Genomic DNA, 15,947 nt, shown 5'->3' with positions numbered 1-15,947 from the left:
GGAACGGGGCGGTCACGGGGAGAGGTCGCCGCCCACCTCGTCGGGGAACCGGTTCTGCATGCTGCGCGCGGCCATCGTCAGGTAGCCCCACAGGGTGGCGTCCTGCTCGGCGGTCAGGTCGAGGGAGTCGACGGCGTCGCGCATGTGCCGCAGCCACGCGTCGCGCTCGGCCGGGCCGATGGCGAAGGGGGCGTGCCGCATGCGCAGCCGCGGGTGGCCGCGCTGCTGGGAGTAGGTGGTCGGGCCGCCCCAGTACTGCTCGAGGAAGCGGCGCAGCCGGGTCTCGGCGCCCTCCCAGTCGTCCTGGGGGTAGAGCGGTGCCAGCACCGGGTCGGACCGGACGCCCTCGTAGAAGCGGGCGACCAGCGCACCGAAGACCGGCTCGCCACCGACCTCCTCGTAGAAGGTCCGTGCCGAGGGCAGGGACCGGCTCGCCTCGCTCATGGCACCGATGGTCCCGCAGCCCGGTGCCGTCCCGCCACGCCGGGTCGGCTGCGCACGAGGGCCAGCAGGCACGGGACGACGGCGACCAGCCCGACGCCCCCCGCGATCGCCACGACCGCGGCGGCCGGCACCCCCTCGGCGGCCAGGCCGGCGCCGAGGGCACCCAGGCCCTGCACGCCGTAGAGGCCGCTGACGGCCACGCCGAAGGCCCGCCCGCGCATCGCCGGCGGCACCGCCTGCACGAAGGCCACGTTGAGCGGGATCGTCCACGAGGCGCCCAGGCCGGCGACGAACAGCAGGCCGACGACGAGCACGTACGCCCCGCGCCCCGGGCCGGCCGCCAGCGCGACCAGCCCGGCGAGGAGCACCGGTGCCAGGGACAGCACGACCAGCGCCGGCAGGAGGCGCTCGCTGCGCGCGGTCCCGAGCAGCCGGGCGACGACGAGGCCGCCGATCGTGACGCCCATCGGGTTGGCCGCCAGCAGCACGCCCAGCGCGACCGCGCCCTCGCCGAGGTCGTCGGTCAGCGGCGCGGCGATGCCCTCGGCGGCGTTGGCGAACAGCGTGCCCGTCCACAGCAGCGCGATGATCGCCAGCAGCCGCGGGCTGCCGCCGATCAGCCGCAGCCCCTCGCCGGCCTCCCGCCACACCGACGAGGGCTCCCCGGAGGACTCGACGGGCGCCGGGCGCCGCTGCAGGCCGACCGCGAGCCACAGGGCCGAGACGGCGAAGGTCGCCGCGTCGAGCAGCAGCACCACCGACGGGCTGAACGCGGTGACCAGCGCGCCGGCGGCGACGAACCCGATCACCTGCGCCAGCTGCAGGCTCACGTTGGTCAGCGAGGTCGCGACCGCGTAGCGCTCGCCCTCGAGGACGTCGGCCATGAGCGCGGAGCGGGCCGACTCGAACGGCGGCGCGCAGAGGGAGACGGCGAACAGCAGCGCCACGAGCACAGCCAGGGGCGTGCCGGGGACCGCCATGAGCGCCACCAGGCCCGCCCGGAGGACGTCGCTGGTGATGAGCACGCGGTGCCGGGGGAAGCGGTCGGCCAGCGTCGCGAGCACCGGCCCGCCCACCGCCCACGGCAGGAAGCTCAGCGCGAAGGTGAACGCCGCCAGCAGCGGCGAGTCCGTGCGCTGGTAGACGAGGACGGTGAGGGCGACGCGGGCGAGCTCGTCGCCGATGGTCGACAGCGTGAACGTGCCGAACAGCGGCCGGAACTCGTCGACGGCGAAGACCGCCCGGAAGCTCGGGCGCCCGTCGCCGCCGGCTGGGTCCCCCGCGCTCATCGGGCGCCGGCCGCGCCGGCCGCGGTGGCGCCGATCAGCGGCGGGGGCGTCCGGATCCCCTCGACCACGAACCGCTCCTTGAGCCGCAGGCGCAGCTCCCGGCCGACCCGCCACTGGTCGGCGTTGGTCGAGCGCACCTGGACCCGCATGAAGACGCCCTCGGAGAGGATCTGCTCGACCCCCAGGGACTCCGGCTCGGCCAGCAGCACCGCAGCCCACTCCTCCTCGGCGTACATCGCGTCGGCGACCTCCTGCATCACCGTGCGGCAGCGCTCGAGGTCGGTGTCGTGCGCCACCGGCATGTCGATGACGACCTGCGCGTAGCCCTGGCTCTTGTTGCCGACCCGCAGGATCTCGCCGTTGCGTGCGTACCAGACGACGCCGTTGACGTCGCGCAGTCGGGTGATCCGCAGCCCGACGGCCTCCACGGTGCCGCTGGCCTCGCCCAGGTCGACGACGTCCCCGACGCCGTACTGGTCCTCGAGGATGATGCCGATCCCGGCGATGAAGTCCTTGACCAGGTTCTGCGCGCCGAAGCCGAGCGCGACGCCGACGACGCCGGCGCTGGCGATGATCGGCGCCAGGTTCACCCCGAGCTCGCCGAGCACCAACACGACGGCGATGCCCATGACGACGAACGACGCGACGCTGCGCAGCACCGACCCGATCGCCTCGGCCCGCTGCGTGCGCCGCTGGGCGATCGTCTCCACCCCGTCGGGGTCGGCGGCCCGGACCCGGTTGCGCCACGGCCGCAGGATGGTCGGCATCGAGCCGGTGGCCGTGCGGTCGGTGAGCCGCCGGATGCCCCGGTGCAGGAGCGCCCGCACGACCGCGGCGAGCACGAGGACCAGCAGGATCCTCGCCGGCGTGGCGATCAGGGCGTCGGCGTGGGTGGCCAGCCAGTCGACGCCGGACAGCTCGTAGACCCGGGCGCAGAGGGTGGCCGGGTCGGAGACGCAGTCGGGCATGGCGCCGGCGAGGCCGCCGTCAGCGGCAACTACGGAGGGTGCGTCAGTCATCACCGCCCATGGTGTCAGGTTTGCACGAGATGTCAGGAGCCCGGCACGCTCCGGTCCGACAGTCCGGTGGCCGCCGCGAGGAACGCCAGCTGGTCGGCGGCCAGTCCGACGGTGCGGCTCACCGCACGCGCCCCGTGGCCGACGGAGGTCTCCCGCCGCAGCACCACCGGGGCGTCGCCGGCGGTGGCCGCCTGCAGCGCGGCGGCGAGCTTGCGCGCGTGCAGGGGGTCGACCCGGGTGTCGGACTCGAAGGTCGTGAACAGCGTCGCCGGGTAGGCGGTGCCCTCGCGCACGTTGTGGTACGGCGAGTAGGCGAGAAGCCAGCCGAGCTCCACGGGGTCGTCGGCGGTGCCGTACTCGTCGTTCCAGGTGCGGCCCAGGCCGAAGCGCTCGTAGCGGACCATGTCCAGCAGCGGCGCGCTGCACACGACGCCCGCGGCGAGGCCGGGCCGCTGGGTCAGCGTGGCGCCCACGAGCAGGCCGCCGTTGGACCCGCCCATCACCGCGAGCTGCCCGTGCGTCGTCCAGCCCTGCGCGACCAGGTGCTCCCCGGCTGCGGCGAAGTCGTCGAAGACGTTCTGCTTGCGCTCGCGCATGCCCGCGCGGTGCCACTCCTCGCCGTGCTCGGAGCCGCCACGGAGGTTGGCCACCGCCCACACGCCGCCGGCGGCGACCCAGGCGAGCGCCTGCGCCGAGTAGGACGGGGTGAGCGGGACGTTGAACCCGCCGTAGCCGTAGAGCACGGTCGGGCGGGGGGTGTCCGGGCGGGGCTGGGTGGGCGAGGACGGAGCCGACAGCACGAACAGGTGGACCGGCGTCCCGTCGGGCGAGGTCGCGTGCGTCTCCACGACGGTCAGCTCCGGCACCTCCCCGGCCACGGGCGCGCGCTCGTCCTCGGCCAGCGCCGTCGGGTCGGCGGCGTCCCAGCGCAGCACCGACGGCGGGGTCGCGTGGTCGGTGTAGCCCACCCACGCCGTCGTCCCGCCCTCGGGCGGTGTGCTGACACCGGAGACGCTGCCCGGCGGGAGCCCGGTCACGTCGGCCAGCCGGCCCGAGCCGTCCGCGGCCCACACCGAGAGCCGGTCGGTGGCGTCGACGGAGTGGACGGCGAGCACCTGCAGCGACCCGTCCGCCCCGTCGACCAGCGCGACGTCGGACAGCACGCCGTCGTCGGACTGCGGGACGACGTCGGCCCACGCCTCCACAGGCCAGGTCGCGGGGTCGGCGGGATCGGCGACGGCGAGCCGCCAGCGCGGGGTGCCGCGGTCGCTCATCAGCCACAGCCGGCCGTCGCGGGCTACCCAGGCGGCGGTCTGCGCGTCGACGCCGACCTGCAGCTCCCGCAGCCCGCCGTCCCCCGTCAGGTCGGCCAGCCAGACGTCGTCACGCGGTGCGGTGCCGGCCGACGCCGAGACGACCAGCCAGCGGCCGTCGGCGCTGACCCGGACGCCGTAGTAGTTGGTGGGGTCGAGGGCGGGCGGGTCGAAGGTGCCGCCGTGCACGAGGACGTCGTCGTCGGGGTCGGCGCCGACCCGGTGGCGCCAGACGCGGCGGTGGAACTGCTCCTCGCCCGCGGGCACCCGGTCCGGGGCGAGGCGGCGGACGTAGAAGAGCTCCTCGCCGCCGGGCAGCCAGGCGACGGGGGAGTAGCGGCAGCGGTCGACCGGCCCGTCGAGCCGCTCGCCGGTGGCGACGTCGAGGACGTGCAGCCGCGACTCCTCGTCGCCGCCGGTGGACAGCTGGTAGGCCAGCCGGTCGCCCTCCCACGACGGCGACCACGCGTCGAGCGTCGTCGTCCCGGACGGGTCGACCGCCACCGGGTCGACGAGCACGCGCACGGTGCCGTCGGGCTCGCGGACCCGCAGGACGGCGTGCTCCTGGCCGGGGTCGCGGCGGGTGGAGAACGCGCGGCCGCCCCGGTGCACCGGGACGCCGACGGCGCCGGCGTGCACGAGCTGCTCGAGCCGGGCCGCGAAGGCCGGGCGCAGGGGGAGCGAGCCGAGGACGTCGGCGGCGAGGGCGTCCTGGGCCGCCGTCCACGCCTGCGTCCGGGGGTCGGCGGGGTCCTCCAGCCAGCGGTAGGGGTCGGCCACGCGGTGGCCGTGCAGGTCCTCGACCAGGTCGAGCCGTTCGGCGTCTGGGTAGCGCACCCGGCCGACCGTAACGGCAGCCCCGTGCGTTCCCGCGAGCGCCGGTGACCCCGGTCAGGGCAGTATGGGGCTGCCCGCGGGCCGCCCCGGTACGGCGGTCCGGGGCGTCCGGAGGTGATCCGTGTCGCGTTCCGCGACCGGGTCGTCGTCGGCGGGCCACCCAGGTCCGCGGCGCGACCCCGTCCCCGTCCCCCGCCTGCCCGTGCCCTCGTCCGGCACGACGTCGGCCACGTTGCTCCTCAACGCCACCTACGAGCCGCTGTGCGTGGTGTCCAGCCGGCGCGCGATCGTGCTGGTCCTGGCCGAGAAGGCGGTGCCGGTCGACGCCGCCGCCGAGGTCGTGCACGCCGAGCGGCTCAGCCTCCCGGTACCCGTCGTGGTGCGGCTCACGCGCTACGTGCGGGTGCCCTACCCGGCCCAGGTGCCGCTGTCGCGGCGGGCGGTGTTCACGCGCGACGGGCAGACCTGCGTCTACTGCGGCAGCTCCGCCACCAGCATCGACCACGTCGTGCCGCGCAGCCGGGGCGGCACGCACACCTGGGACAACGTCGTCGCCGCGTGCCGCCGGTGCAACCACACCAAGGCCGACCGGTCGCTGGCCGAGCTGGGCTGGAAGCTGCCGCACCCGCCGCGTACGCCCAGCGGTGCGGCGTGGCGGCTGCTGGGTGCCCGCACGGTCGACCCGCGCTGGCACGAGTGGCTCGGCATGCCCGAGAGCGTCTCGGCGTGAGTTCCCCCGGCACCGGGCGGCGGCTGTGGGCGCTGGCCGAGCCGCTGCACGCGGTCACCTACTTCGCCGAGGAGGCGCGGTCGGCGGGGGAGGCGGCCGGCCTGTCCGGCTTCTGGTCGACCTACTTCGCGCTGCGGGCGGCGCCGCTGGGCCCGGTGGGCCCGGCGGTCGTCACCGCCACCTTCTACAACTTCGCGCCGGGCTTCGTCGCCCGCCGCGTGCCCGCCGTGTGGGACGCCGTGACCCCGGCCGCCGCCCTCGAGGCGCGGCTGGCCGGGGCGGACGCCGCGCTGCGCCGGGTGCTGGGGGAGTGGGTGACCTCGGCGGAGGCGGCGGAGGCCGCGGCGCTGGCCCGGGGCGCGGCGGAGGCGGTCGACGACGCGCCGGGCCGGCCGCTGGCCGCGGCGAACGCCGCGCTGCCGTCGCCCGACGAGCCGCACCTGGCGCTGTGGCAGGCGGTCACCACCCTGCGCGAGCACCGCGGCGACGGGCACAACGCGGCCCTGCTCGAGCGCGAGGTGTCCGGCGCGGCTTCGCACGTGCTGGTGGCCGCGGCGGGGCGGGTCGACCGCGAGTGGCTGCAGCGTGCCCGCGGGTGGGACGACGGTGCCTGGGACGCCGCCGTCGGGCAGCTCACCGCCCGCGGCTGGCTCGACGGCGACGGGCTCAGCGCCGAGGGCCTGGCGATGACCACCGCGATCGAGGCCGACACCGACCGGCTGGCGCTGGCGCCCTGGCGGGCGATCGGCGACGTGCGCTGCGACCGGCTGGCCGAGCTGCTCACGCCCGTGCGCCGGGCCCTCGTCACCGCTGGGCTGTTCCCCGACCGCAACCCGATCGGCGTGGCGCCGGACGCGGCATAGGAGGCGATCCGCACGTCGCGGGCCTCGAGACGAGGGGATCGCTTCCCCTGCCGCGCTCATCAGGTGACGCGGGAGCGCTCCGCGGGGTAGGCGGTCCAGCCGCCGTCGTCGAGCAGCGCGCGGAACCGGTCGACGGCGTCCCACACGTCGACGAACCGGGTGTAGAGCGGTGCGGGGCCGAACCGGACGCGGTCGGGGGTGCGGAAGTCGGGCACCACGCCGCGGTCGACCAGCGCCCGGGTGAGCTGCCACGCGTGCGGGTGCGCGAGCGTCACGTGCGACCCCCGCCGCGCCGGGTCCCGCGGGCTGGCCAGCGCGACGCCGTGCGGGGCCAGGTGTGCGTCGGCCAGCGCCACCAGCAGCCCGGTCAGCGCCCGGCCCTTGGCCGCGAGCCGGTCCATCCCGGCCTCGGCCACGAGCCGCACGCCCACCTCGACCGCCGCGGCGGCCAGCACCGGCGGCGTCCCGACGGCGAAGCGGCCGATCCCGGGCACCGGGTCGTAGGCCGGGCCCATGCCGAACTGGTCGCGCTGGCCGAACCAGCCCCAGATCGGCTGGCGCAGCTCCTCCTGCAGCTCCCGCCGCACGTAGAGGAACGCCGGCGCGCCCGGCCCGCCGTTGAGGTACTTGTACGTGCAGCCGACGGCGAGGTCGACGCCGTCCGCCGCGAGGTCCAGCGCCACCGCGCCGGCGGCGTGCGAGAGGTCCCACAGCACCAGGGCGCCGGCGTCGCGGGCGGCCGCCGTCACCGCCGCGACGTCGGCCAGCGCGCCCGAGCGGTAGGCCACCGCCGACAGCACGACGACGGCGACCCGCTCGTCGAGCGCGCCGGCGAGCACCGCCGGGTCGAGGCCCTCGTCGACGTCGGCGGGCACCTCGCGGACGGTCATGCCGCGGGCGGCGGCCACCCCGGCGACGACGTAGCGGTCGGTGGGGAAGTCGTCGGCGCAGCAGACGAGCACGTCGCGGCCCGGGCGGGCGTCGGCGGCGGCCACGAGCAGCTTGTAGAGGTCGACGGAGGTGGAGTCGGCCAGCAGCACCTCACCGGGGCGCGCGCCCAGGACGCCGGTGCCGATCAGGTCACCGACCCGGGTGCCGACGTCGATCCACGTCTCCCACGACCCCACCAGCCCGCGGCCCCACTCCTGCTCGGCCACCCGCGCCAGCGCAGCAGGGGTGTCGAGGGGCATGCGGCCCAGCGAGTTGCCGTCGAGGTAGACCGGGCCGTCGTCGTCGGTGCCGGCGAACCGGCCGCGGAAGCCGGCCAGCGGATCGGCGTCGTCGAGCGCCTCGGCGGCGGCACGGGTGAGCTGCACGGCGCCTGTCTACCCCGCGGCACTAGCGTCGCCGACCGTGACGCAGCTGCACGACCTCACCGCGCTCGAGCAGGCGGCCGCCGTCCGCGCGGGGGAGGTGAGCCCCACCGAGCTGGTGCGCCACGCCCTGGCCCGCGTCGAGGCCCTCGACGCCGGCCTCGGCGCGTTCGTCACCGTCACGCCCGAGCGGGCGCTGGCCGCCGCCGCGCAGGCCGACCGGGTGGCGCTGCGCGGCGGCGACCTGCCGCCGCTGCTCGGCGTGCCGACGGCGATCAAGGACCTCAACAGCACCGCCGGCGTGCGCACCACCTTCGGCAGCGCCGTCCTGGCCGACTTCGTCCCCACGGTCGACGACGCCGTCGTCACCCGGCTGGCCGCCGCGGGGACGATCAGCGTGGGCAAGACCAGCACCCCCGAGTTCGGTTTCCCCGCCTACACCGACAACGACCTGGTCGGCCCCGCCCGCTGCCCCTGGGACCCGGCCCTGCTGGCCGGGGGCTCCAGCGGCGGCGCCGCCGTCGCCGTGGCCGCCGGCATGCTGCCGTTCGCGCAGGGGAGCGACGGCGGCGGGTCGATCCGGATCCCGGCGAGCGTCAACGGACTGGTCGGCGTCAAGCCCGCGCGCGGCCGGGTCAGCAACGCCCCCTTCGGCAACGACGTCACCGGCCTGGGCACCAACGGCCCGCTGGCCCGCACCGTCCGCGACGCCGCCGCGATGCTGGACGCCATGGCCGGCCCGGTCACAGGCGACCCGGCGTGGGCGCCGCCGCTGCCGCCCGGCGAGACCTTCCTCGCCGCTGCCGACCGTCCGGTGGGCCGGCTGCGCATCGGCCGGGCCCTGGAGTCCCCGATGCCCGGCGCGGTCGTGCAGCCGGAGGTGGCCGCGGCCCTCGACGACGCCGCGCGGCTGCTGGAGTCCCTCGGCCACGAGGTCGTCGACGTGCCGGGCGGCCTGCTGGGCCCCGACCTGCTGCGCGCCTTCGAGCGGGTGTGGTCGCTGACCGGGACGCTGCTGCCGGTGCCGGCCGACCGGGTGGCGGAGCTGCGGCCGCTCACCCGCGAGCTGCGCGCCCGCGGGCTCGCGCTGTCCGCGCAGGAGGCGATGGAGGCGCTGACCGTCCTGCGGCTGTTCTCCCGGCGCTACGTCGCCGCCGTCGACGCCTTCGACGTCCTGCTGGCGCCGGTGACCACGATGACGCCGCGCCCGCTGGGCTGGTTCGACGCCGACGGCGACGGCGCCGAGGACTTCGCGCGCAACGAGCGCTACGCCGCGTTCACCGCGCTCTACAACGTGACCGGGCAGCCGGCCGTCAGTGTCCCGCTGCACTGGACCGACGACGGCCTGCCCGTGGGCACCATGCTCGTCGGGCGCCCGGCCGACGAGGTCACGCTGATCGCCCTGGCGGCCTCGCTGGAGGAGGCGCGGCCGTGGGCGGATCGCCACCCGCCGTGCTGGGACGCCGACGCATAGGTGATCACGGTGGGCGGTAGATTCCGGGCGTGACCGTCGTCGAGACCCTGCTCGTCTTTGTCGTCGCGCCGCTGGCCGTCTACGTCCTGTTCTGGGCGCTGACCTACCTGCCCGGCGGTCGCAAGCGCCAAGGCGTCGTCTACAAGCCGGGGCAGCCGTGGGACCACGAGCCGGTCTGGTACGAGCCGCAGCCCCGCAACGCCCCGGCGCACGCCGCGGGCGAGGGCGACACCCAGGCGGTCGGCTCCTCGCTCTACGGCGAGACGGCGTCGATCAGCTCCGGCCACGGCGCCTCCGGCGACGGCACCGGCGTGCTCACCTCGGGGTCCGGCTCGGGTTCCGGTTCGAGCACCGTCGGCTCCAGCGTCATCGCCGGCACCCGTGGCGCCACGGCGGCCTCGGCCGACGGCCCGGCCCCCGCGCCCGGCGGCCCGCTCGGCGGGGCCCGCGGCACCTGGTGACCCGAGCGTGAACCCCCTCCCTCTCCACTCCACGACCGACCCCGGAGGCCGGCGATGACCCGCGTGCTGGATGCCGAACCCCACGACAGCGGAACGGACGTCACCGCGCCGAACCGTGCCGACGAGGGTTACGACACGATCTTCAGCTACCGCGAGCTGGCGCGGCTCGACGAGGCGCTGACGATGTCCTCGCGCGAGACCGGCCTGCGGTTCACCCTCTACATCGGTGACCTCGGCCCCAAGACCCGCATCCGCGCCGAGGAGCTGCACGCGCGCGGCGGCGACCCCGCCGACTCGGTGCTGCTGGCGATCTCGCCGGGGCAGCGGGTCATCGAGGTGGTCACCGGGGCCTCGGCCGCCCGCCGACTGCCCGACCGCGCCTGCGCGCTCGCGGTGCTGTCGATGACCAACTCGTTCTCGTCCGGCGACCTCGTCGGCGGGATCGTCAACGGCCTCCGCCAGCTGTCCGACCAGGCCGGGCACCCGCGCGGCGCCCGCACGCACTAGACGACGGACCCGCAGAACGCGAGAGGCCCAGGACCCCGCCGGGTCCTGGGCCTCTCGTGTTCCGTTCCTCAGCTGCCGGCGGCGTCCCGCTGCCGGGCGCGCAGGGCGCGGGCGATCCCGTCGCGGCCCTCGGACACCAGCCGGTGCAGGGGAGCGGGGTGCCCCTCCTGCCCGAGCCACGCGTCGGCGGCCTGCAGTGTGCGCTCCTCGACCACCGGCGGGAACAGGTACTGCACGGCGTTCTTGGCGATCTCGCCCGGCCGCCGCTCCCACATCGGGCCGATCTCGGCGAAGTAGCGCTCGACGTAGCCCGCGGTCAGCTCGCGCTGCGCCGGGTGCCAGAAGCCGGCCACCAGCGCCTCGTGCACGGCGTTGGGCACGTCGGCGTCGTGGAAGGCCTGCTGCCAGGCCTCCGCCTTGGCCTCCGCGGTCGGCCGGAGCGCGCGGGCGGTGGCGGCGCGGCGGATGCCGGTGGCCGTGGCGTCGCGCTCGGCCTCGGCGGCGATCTCGGCGTCGCCGGCCGCCCCGATCGCGACCAGCCCGCCGAGGAAGGCCCAGCGGGCGTCGGCGTCGACGGCCAGCCCCTCAACCGTGCGCGAGCCGTCGAGCAGCCCGCGCAGCACCGCGGCGTGCTCCTCGGTCCGGGCGGCCGCGGCCAGCGTGCGCGACCACTGCAGCTGCTCGTCGCTGCCCGGCCCGGCGGCCTCCAGCGCCTGCAGCGCCTTGTCCGCCAGCGCCGTCCACCCCGTGTCGGCCCAGGCCGGGTCGACGTAGGACGTCAGCGCCGACTGCACCCGGGCCAGCAGCGACTGCACCACGCTGATCTCGGTCTCGGCGTCGATGCCGGCCAGCACCAGCTGCACCCAGTCGCGCGCGGGCAGCTCGGCGTCGCGGGTCATGTCCCACGCCGCCGACCAGCACAGCGCCCGCGGCAGCGAGTCGGGGAGGGCGCCGATGTCGGTGCGCAGGGTGGCCAGGGAGCGCTCGTCGAGGCGGAGCTTGGCGTAGGTCAGGTCGTCGTCGTTGACCAGCACGAGGTCGGCGGCCGGGTGCCCGAGCAGCTCGGTCACCTCGGTGCGGGCGCCGTCGACGTCGAGCTCGACGCGGGTGGTGCGGGTCAGCCCGCCGGGCCCGCGGTCGTAGAGGCCGACGGCGAGGCGGTGCCGGCGCAGCACCGGGTGCTCGGGGACCGCGGTCTGCTCGATCGCGAAGGAGGCGTAGCGGCCGTCGTCGTCGAGCTCGTACACCGGCCGCAGGGTGTTGACCTGGCTGGTCTCCAGCCACTGCGCCGACCACTCGGAGAGGTCCCGGCCGGTGGCCGCCGACAGCGGGTCGAGCAGGTCGGCCAGCGTGGTGTTGCCGTACTCGTGGTCGCGGAAGTACTGCCGGATCCCGGCGAGGAACTCCTCGCGGCCGACGTAGGCCACCAGCTGCTTGAGCACCGAGGCGCCCTTGGCGTAGGTGATCCCGTCGAAGTTCACCTCGACGGCGGCGACGTCGACCATGTCGGCGGCGATCGGGTGGGTGGAGGGCAGCTGGTCCTGCGCGTAGGCCCAGGCCTTCTCGGTGTTGGCGAACGTCGTCCACGCGGTCGTGTACTCGGTGGCCTCGGCCTGGCACAGCGTGGAGATGTAGGTGGCGAAGGACTCGTTGAGCCAGAGGTCGTCCCACCAGCGCATGGTCACGAGGTCGCCGAACCACATGTGCGCGAGCTCGTGCAGCACCGTCTCGGCGCGCCGCTCGTAGCGGGCGCGGCTGGTGCGCGAGCGGAAGACGTAGTCCTCCAGCACCGTCACCGCGCCCGCGTTCTCCATGGCGCCGGCGTTGAACTCCGGGACGAACAGCTGGTCGTACTTGTCGAACGGGTACGGGTAGTCGAACACCCGGTGGTAGAACTCGAAGCCCTGCTTGGTGACCCGGAAGAGCTCCTCGGGGTCGAGGTGCTGGGCCAGCGAGGCGCGGCAGTACAGCGCCAGCGGGATGCCCTCGTAGGCGTCCGTGACCCGCGCGTAGGGCCCGGCGATGAGCGCGACCAGGTAGGTCGAGAGCCGCTTCGTGGGCTCGAAGTGCACCAGCTGCGAGCCGCCGGGGCCGGCCTCGATGGTGCGGCCGCCGGTGTTGGAGACGACCTGCCAGTCGAACGGCGCGACGACGTGGACGGCGTAGGTGCCCTTGAGGTCGGGCTGGTCGAAGCAGGCGAAGACGCGCTTGGCCTCGGCCGGCTCGAAGTGCGTGTAGAGGTAGACCTGCCCGTCCTCGGGGTCCTCGAAGCGGTGCAGGCCCTCGCCGGAGTTGGAGTACCGGCAGTCGGCGTCGACGACGAGGGTGTTCTCCGCGGCCAGGCCGGGCAGCGGCAGGCCGCCCTCCTCGGTGTAGGTGGAGACGTCGAGCTCGACCCCGTTGAGCGTGGCCGACCGCACGGTCTCGGCGACGAGGTCGACGAACGTGCCCGCCCCCGGTTCGCGGCAGGTGAACGTCACCGTCGTCGTCGAGCGGAAGGTCCCGGCGCCGGGACGGCCGTCGCCGTCGGTCAGGTCGAAGCGCAGGTCGTAGCTGTCGACGGCCAGCAGGCGGGCGCGCGCGGCGGCGTCGTCGCGGGTCAGGTTGGGTACGGCCACGCCCGGCAGCCTACGGACGCCCGACACGCCCGGCGGGCACGGGGAACAACCGGCCGCGCGGGGCACTTGCCAGCGGCAGCGGCCCGTCCGCACCGGGCCGGCGAACCGGACCACGAGAGGGAGACCACCGATGACCGAGGCAGTCCAGAGCGCCCCCACCCGGGCCCGCGTCGACTTCTGGTTCGACCCGCTGTGTCCGTGGGCGTGGCTGACCAGCCGCTGGGTGCTCGAGGCGGCGAAGGTCCGCGACATCGACCTGCACTGGCACGTCATGTCGCTGGCGGTGCTCAACCGCGGTCGTGACCTGCCGCCGGAGTACCAGCAGATGATGGAGCAGGCGTGGGGCCCGGTCCGGGTGGCCGTCGCCGCCGCCCAGCAGCACGGCGACGAGGTCCTCGGCGACCTCTACACCGCCATGGGCACGCTCCGGCACCACGAGGAGAGGGAGCTCGACGAGCTGATCGCGCCGGCGCTGGAGAAGGTCGGCCTGCCGGCCGAGCTCGCGCAGGCCGCGACCTCCACCGACTACGACGAGGCGCTGGAGAAGAGCCACCACGCGGGCATGGACCCGGTCGGCGACGACGTCGGCACCCCGGTCATGCACATCGACGGCGTGGCCTTCTTCGGCCCGGTCATCAGCCAGGTGCCCACGGGCGAGGACGCCGGCAAGGCCTTCGACGGCGCCGTCCTGCTCGCCAACCTCCCCGACTTCTGGGAGCTCAAGCGCACCCGCACCAGCGGCCCGGACATGTCCTCGGTGCCGGCCGACACGCTCGAGCTGACCCGCTCGTGAACCCCTCCGCACACTTCCGCGGACGTGCACCGGGCACATCCGCGGAGGTGCGCGGGTGACATGCTGCCGGGCGTGTCGCGACCCGTCCGCCAGCGCATCCTGATCACCGGCGCCAGCTCCGGCCTGGGCCGGGGCATGGCCCACCGGTTCGCCGCCCGCGGGCGCGACCTCGCCCTCGTCGCCCGCCGCGGGCCGCTGCTGGACGAGCTGCGCAGGGAGCTGCTGGCCGCCTCCCCTGGCATCCGGGTGGCCACGGCCGCCATCGACGTCGACGACGCCGGGGCCGTCGCCGCGGGCGTCCCGGCGCTGGCCGCCGAGCTGGGCGGCATCGACCGCTTCGTCGCCAACGCCGGCATCGGCAACGGGGCGCCCGTCGGCAGCGGGAGGCCGGCGGTCAACCGCGCCGTCCTGGTCACCAACGTGCTCGGTACCCACGCCCAGTGCGAGGCCGCGGTCGAGCTGTTCCGCGCGCAGGGCTCGGGTCACCTGGTCGTCGTCAGTTCGGTGGCCTCCGTCCGCGGCATGCGCCGCGCCACCGCCTACGGCGCCAGCAAGGCCGCGCTCAACGCGCTCGCCGAGGGCATCCGCGCCGACCTGCTCGGCGCCGGCATCCGGGTCACCACGGTGCTGCCCGGCTACATCGCCACCGAGCTGAACGCCGGCCGGCGCGGCCCGTTCACCGTCGACCTCGACACCGGGGTCGACGCCCTCGTCGCCGCGATCGAGCGGGAGCCGGTGCGCGCCTACGTGCCCGAGTGGCCGTGGCGCCCGGTGTCGGCGCTGCTGCGGGTCCTGCCACTGCCGGTGGTCCGCCGCCTCACCTGAGGAGGACCCCGCTGCCTCACCCGAGCCGCGAGGCGGCCGTCCGCATCGTCGCCTCGTCGTAGGGACCGCGGTCGAGCCGGCCCTCCCGGACGGCCGCCAGCACGGCCAGCAGCTCCTGCCGCTGGGTGCCGACGAAGCCGGCGTCCACGACGGCGCCGTGCCCGGGCACGACCGGGCCCGGCGCGAGCAGGTGCAGCCGCCCGAGCGTCGCCGGCCACTCGGCGGGGAAGGCGTCCTCGAACGCCGGCGGCGCGCCCTCCTCCACCAGGTCCCCCGCGAAGACGACGTGCTCGTCGACCTCCACCACGTCGACCTCCACCACGAGGTCGTGCCGGGTGTGCCCGCGCCCGAGGAACCGCAGCACCACCTCGACGCCGCCGACGTCGAGCACCGCGACGTCGTCGACGAGCGCGTCCGGCGGGTCCAGCGGCGCCCGCCGCACCTGGTCCGCGGCGTCGGCGTCGCCCCCGGCGAGGAGCTCGGCGACCCGGGCCGACCGCTGCGCCTCCCCGGTGGCGAGCAGGTCCGCCGCGCACCCGCGCGAGCCCCAGACGGTCGCCGGCCGGAACGCGGCGTTGCCGAAGCAGTGGTCGAAGTGGGCGTGGGTGTTGACGACCGTCCACGGGTGCGGGGTCACCCGGCGCACCGCGGCGAGGAGGTCGGCGGCCTCGGCGGGGGAGGAGCGGGTGTCGACGACCAGGCAGGCGCCGTCGCCGACCACCAGCCCGCAGTTGAGGTCCAGCGACGCGTGCCGGCGGACGAACACCCCGTCGGCGACCTCGGCGAAGGTCACCAGCAGATCCGCATCGGGCGGCCGCGGGCGTCGGTCGCGCCGTCCCCGAGGCAGTCGGCGACGCCGTCGGCGACCCGCCGGGCCGACCACGCCGCGGCGCACGCGTCCAGCGCGTCGACGGCCGGGACCCTCGGCGGCGCGGCGAGCAGCGCGGCGTCGACGTCCATCACCGGGCGCAGCGCCGCCAGCCGCTGCGCCAGCCCGCGCGCGGTGCCCTTCGGGTCGGCGACGGTGGGGTCGAGCGCGCGGAAGGCCAGCTCGGGGTGCACCTCGACGACGTGGCCGGCGGGCGGGTCGCCCAGGGCGTCGTCGAGGGACCGGATCGACCGCACGAGCTGGAAGGCCTGCGCCGACAGCGACGTCCCGCCGGTGGCGGCGACGGAGACCCGGCGCGCCTCGGCGTAGTCGTCGGTGGCCAGCACCGCCCGCACGGGCGCCGGGAAGACCGAGCTGCCGGCCCGCCCGAGGCGGGCCCGGGCGGCGACGTCGCAGGCGCGCGGGCCGTCGTCGGACAGCCCGATCGGCATGTCGACGGCGACCACCTCGACGTCGGGGACGGCGAGGACGGCGCCGGCGTCGGGCAGGTCCAGCAGCCGGACCGCGCGCCCGTCGAGGAGGGCACCGACCCAGCGCCCGCGCCAGCCGTCGACCCCGAGAACCGCCACGGG

General features: G+C 76.0%; 15 protein-coding genes. 7 read left to right on the top strand and 8 right to left on the bottom strand.

The window, feature by feature from the left end; genetic code table 11:
• Positions 1 to 12: 12 nt before the first annotated feature.
• The 4 genes from BM165_RS19660 to BM165_RS19645 are packed head-to-tail and all read right to left on the bottom strand — an operon-like array spanning position 13 to position 4,902.
• Complete coding sequence (locus tag BM165_RS19660; protein WP_075015233.1) at positions 13 to 444, bottom strand: globin; 432 nt, start codon at positions 442 to 444, stop codon at positions 13 to 15.
• A complete protein-coding gene (locus BM165_RS19655; RefSeq protein WP_075015232.1) occupies positions 441 to 1,733 on the bottom strand; it encodes an MFS transporter in 1,293 nt (430 codons plus the stop codon). Before BM165_RS19655 ends, BM165_RS19660 begins: the two co-directional genes overlap by 4 nt.
• A complete protein-coding gene (locus tag BM165_RS19650) occupies positions 1,730 to 2,752 on the bottom strand; it encodes a mechanosensitive ion channel family protein (protein ID WP_075015231.1) in 1,023 nt (340 codons plus the stop codon). The genes BM165_RS19655 and BM165_RS19650 overlap by 4 nt, the downstream gene beginning before the upstream one ends.
• A gap of 32 nt (positions 2,753 to 2,784) precedes the next feature.
• Entirely contained in the window at positions 2,785 to 4,902 is a 2,118-nt protein-coding gene (locus tag BM165_RS19645) for a prolyl oligopeptidase family serine peptidase (protein WP_075015230.1), read from the bottom strand.
• A 121-nt stretch (positions 4,903 to 5,023) separates the two neighbouring features.
• Here BM165_RS19645 and BM165_RS19640 point away from each other — a divergent pair, with 121 nt between their 5' ends.
• A complete protein-coding gene (locus BM165_RS19640; protein WP_244274345.1) occupies positions 5,024 to 5,632 on the top strand; it encodes an HNH endonuclease in 609 nt (202 codons plus the stop codon).
• Positions 5,629 to 6,495 (top strand): SCO6745 family protein, encoded by an 867-nt coding sequence (locus BM165_RS19635; RefSeq protein WP_075015228.1) that lies wholly within the window; start codon positions 5,629 to 5,631, stop codon positions 6,493 to 6,495. The genes BM165_RS19640 and BM165_RS19635 overlap by 4 nt, the downstream gene beginning before the upstream one ends.
• A gap of 59 nt (positions 6,496 to 6,554) precedes the next feature.
• Here the strand turns inward: BM165_RS19635 and kynU are convergent, their stop codons facing one another.
• Positions 6,555 to 7,811 (bottom strand): kynureninase, encoded by a 1,257-nt coding sequence (gene kynU, locus BM165_RS19630; RefSeq protein WP_075015227.1) that lies wholly within the window; start codon positions 7,809 to 7,811, stop codon positions 6,555 to 6,557.
• Positions 7,812 to 7,848: 37 nt separating this feature from the next.
• Here kynU and BM165_RS19625 point away from each other — a divergent pair, with 37 nt between their 5' ends.
• From BM165_RS19625 to BM165_RS19615, 3 genes are read left to right on the top strand one after another with little or no spacing between them, the layout of a single operon-like run.
• Entirely contained in the window at positions 7,849 to 9,282 is a 1,434-nt protein-coding gene (locus tag BM165_RS19625; protein WP_075015226.1) for an amidase, read from the top strand.
• A gap of 29 nt (positions 9,283 to 9,311) precedes the next feature.
• Positions 9,312 to 9,743 carry an aa3-type cytochrome oxidase subunit CtaJ gene (gene ctaJ, locus BM165_RS19620; protein ID WP_075015225.1) on the top strand — a complete coding sequence of 144 codons (432 nt, stop codon included), beginning with the start codon at positions 9,312 to 9,314 and terminating at the stop codon, positions 9,741 to 9,743.
• Positions 9,744 to 9,797: 54 nt separating this feature from the next.
• Positions 9,798 to 10,250 (top strand): DUF5130 family protein, encoded by a 453-nt coding sequence (locus BM165_RS19615; RefSeq protein ID WP_075015224.1) that lies wholly within the window; start codon positions 9,798 to 9,800, stop codon positions 10,248 to 10,250.
• Between the two features lie 68 nt (positions 10,251 to 10,318).
• Here BM165_RS19615 and pepN read toward each other — a convergent pair whose 3' ends face one another.
• The gene (pepN, locus tag BM165_RS19610; RefSeq protein ID WP_075015223.1) at positions 10,319 to 12,868 is read right to left on the bottom strand and encodes an aminopeptidase N; all 2,550 of its coding nucleotides are present in this window, start codon (positions 12,866 to 12,868) and stop codon (positions 10,319 to 10,321) included.
• A 130-nt stretch (positions 12,869 to 12,998) separates the two neighbouring features.
• On the opposite strand from pepN, the gene BM165_RS19605 reads away from it, so the two are divergent.
• Both BM165_RS19605 and BM165_RS19600 read left to right on the top strand, forming a co-directional pair.
• Positions 12,999 to 13,661 carry a mycothiol-dependent nitroreductase Rv2466c family protein gene (locus tag BM165_RS19605; RefSeq protein ID WP_075015222.1) on the top strand — a complete coding sequence of 221 codons (663 nt, stop codon included), beginning with the start codon at positions 12,999 to 13,001 and terminating at the stop codon, positions 13,659 to 13,661.
• Between the two features lie 72 nt (positions 13,662 to 13,733).
• Complete coding sequence (locus BM165_RS19600) at positions 13,734 to 14,486, top strand: SDR family oxidoreductase (RefSeq protein ID WP_075015313.1); 753 nt, start codon at positions 13,734 to 13,736, stop codon at positions 14,484 to 14,486.
• 16 nt (positions 14,487 to 14,502) lie between these two features.
• Here BM165_RS19600 and BM165_RS19595 read toward each other — a convergent pair whose 3' ends face one another.
• Positions 14,503 to 15,279: an MBL fold metallo-hydrolase gene (locus BM165_RS19595; protein WP_244274344.1), complete on the bottom strand. Its 777-nt coding sequence runs from the start codon at positions 15,277 to 15,279 to the stop codon at positions 14,503 to 14,505.
• A complete protein-coding gene (locus BM165_RS19590; protein ID WP_075015221.1) occupies positions 15,276 to 15,944 on the bottom strand; it encodes a DUF429 domain-containing protein in 669 nt (222 codons plus the stop codon). Before BM165_RS19590 ends, BM165_RS19595 begins: the two co-directional genes overlap by 4 nt.
• Between the last annotated feature and the right edge of the window lie 3 nt (positions 15,945 to 15,947).

This window comes from Geodermatophilus obscurus (assembly GCF_900115395.1).
Classification (GTDB): domain Bacteria; phylum Actinomycetota; class Actinomycetes; order Mycobacteriales; family Geodermatophilaceae; genus Geodermatophilus; species Geodermatophilus obscurus_B.
This window is presented reverse-complemented; position numbering and strand designations above follow the sequence as displayed.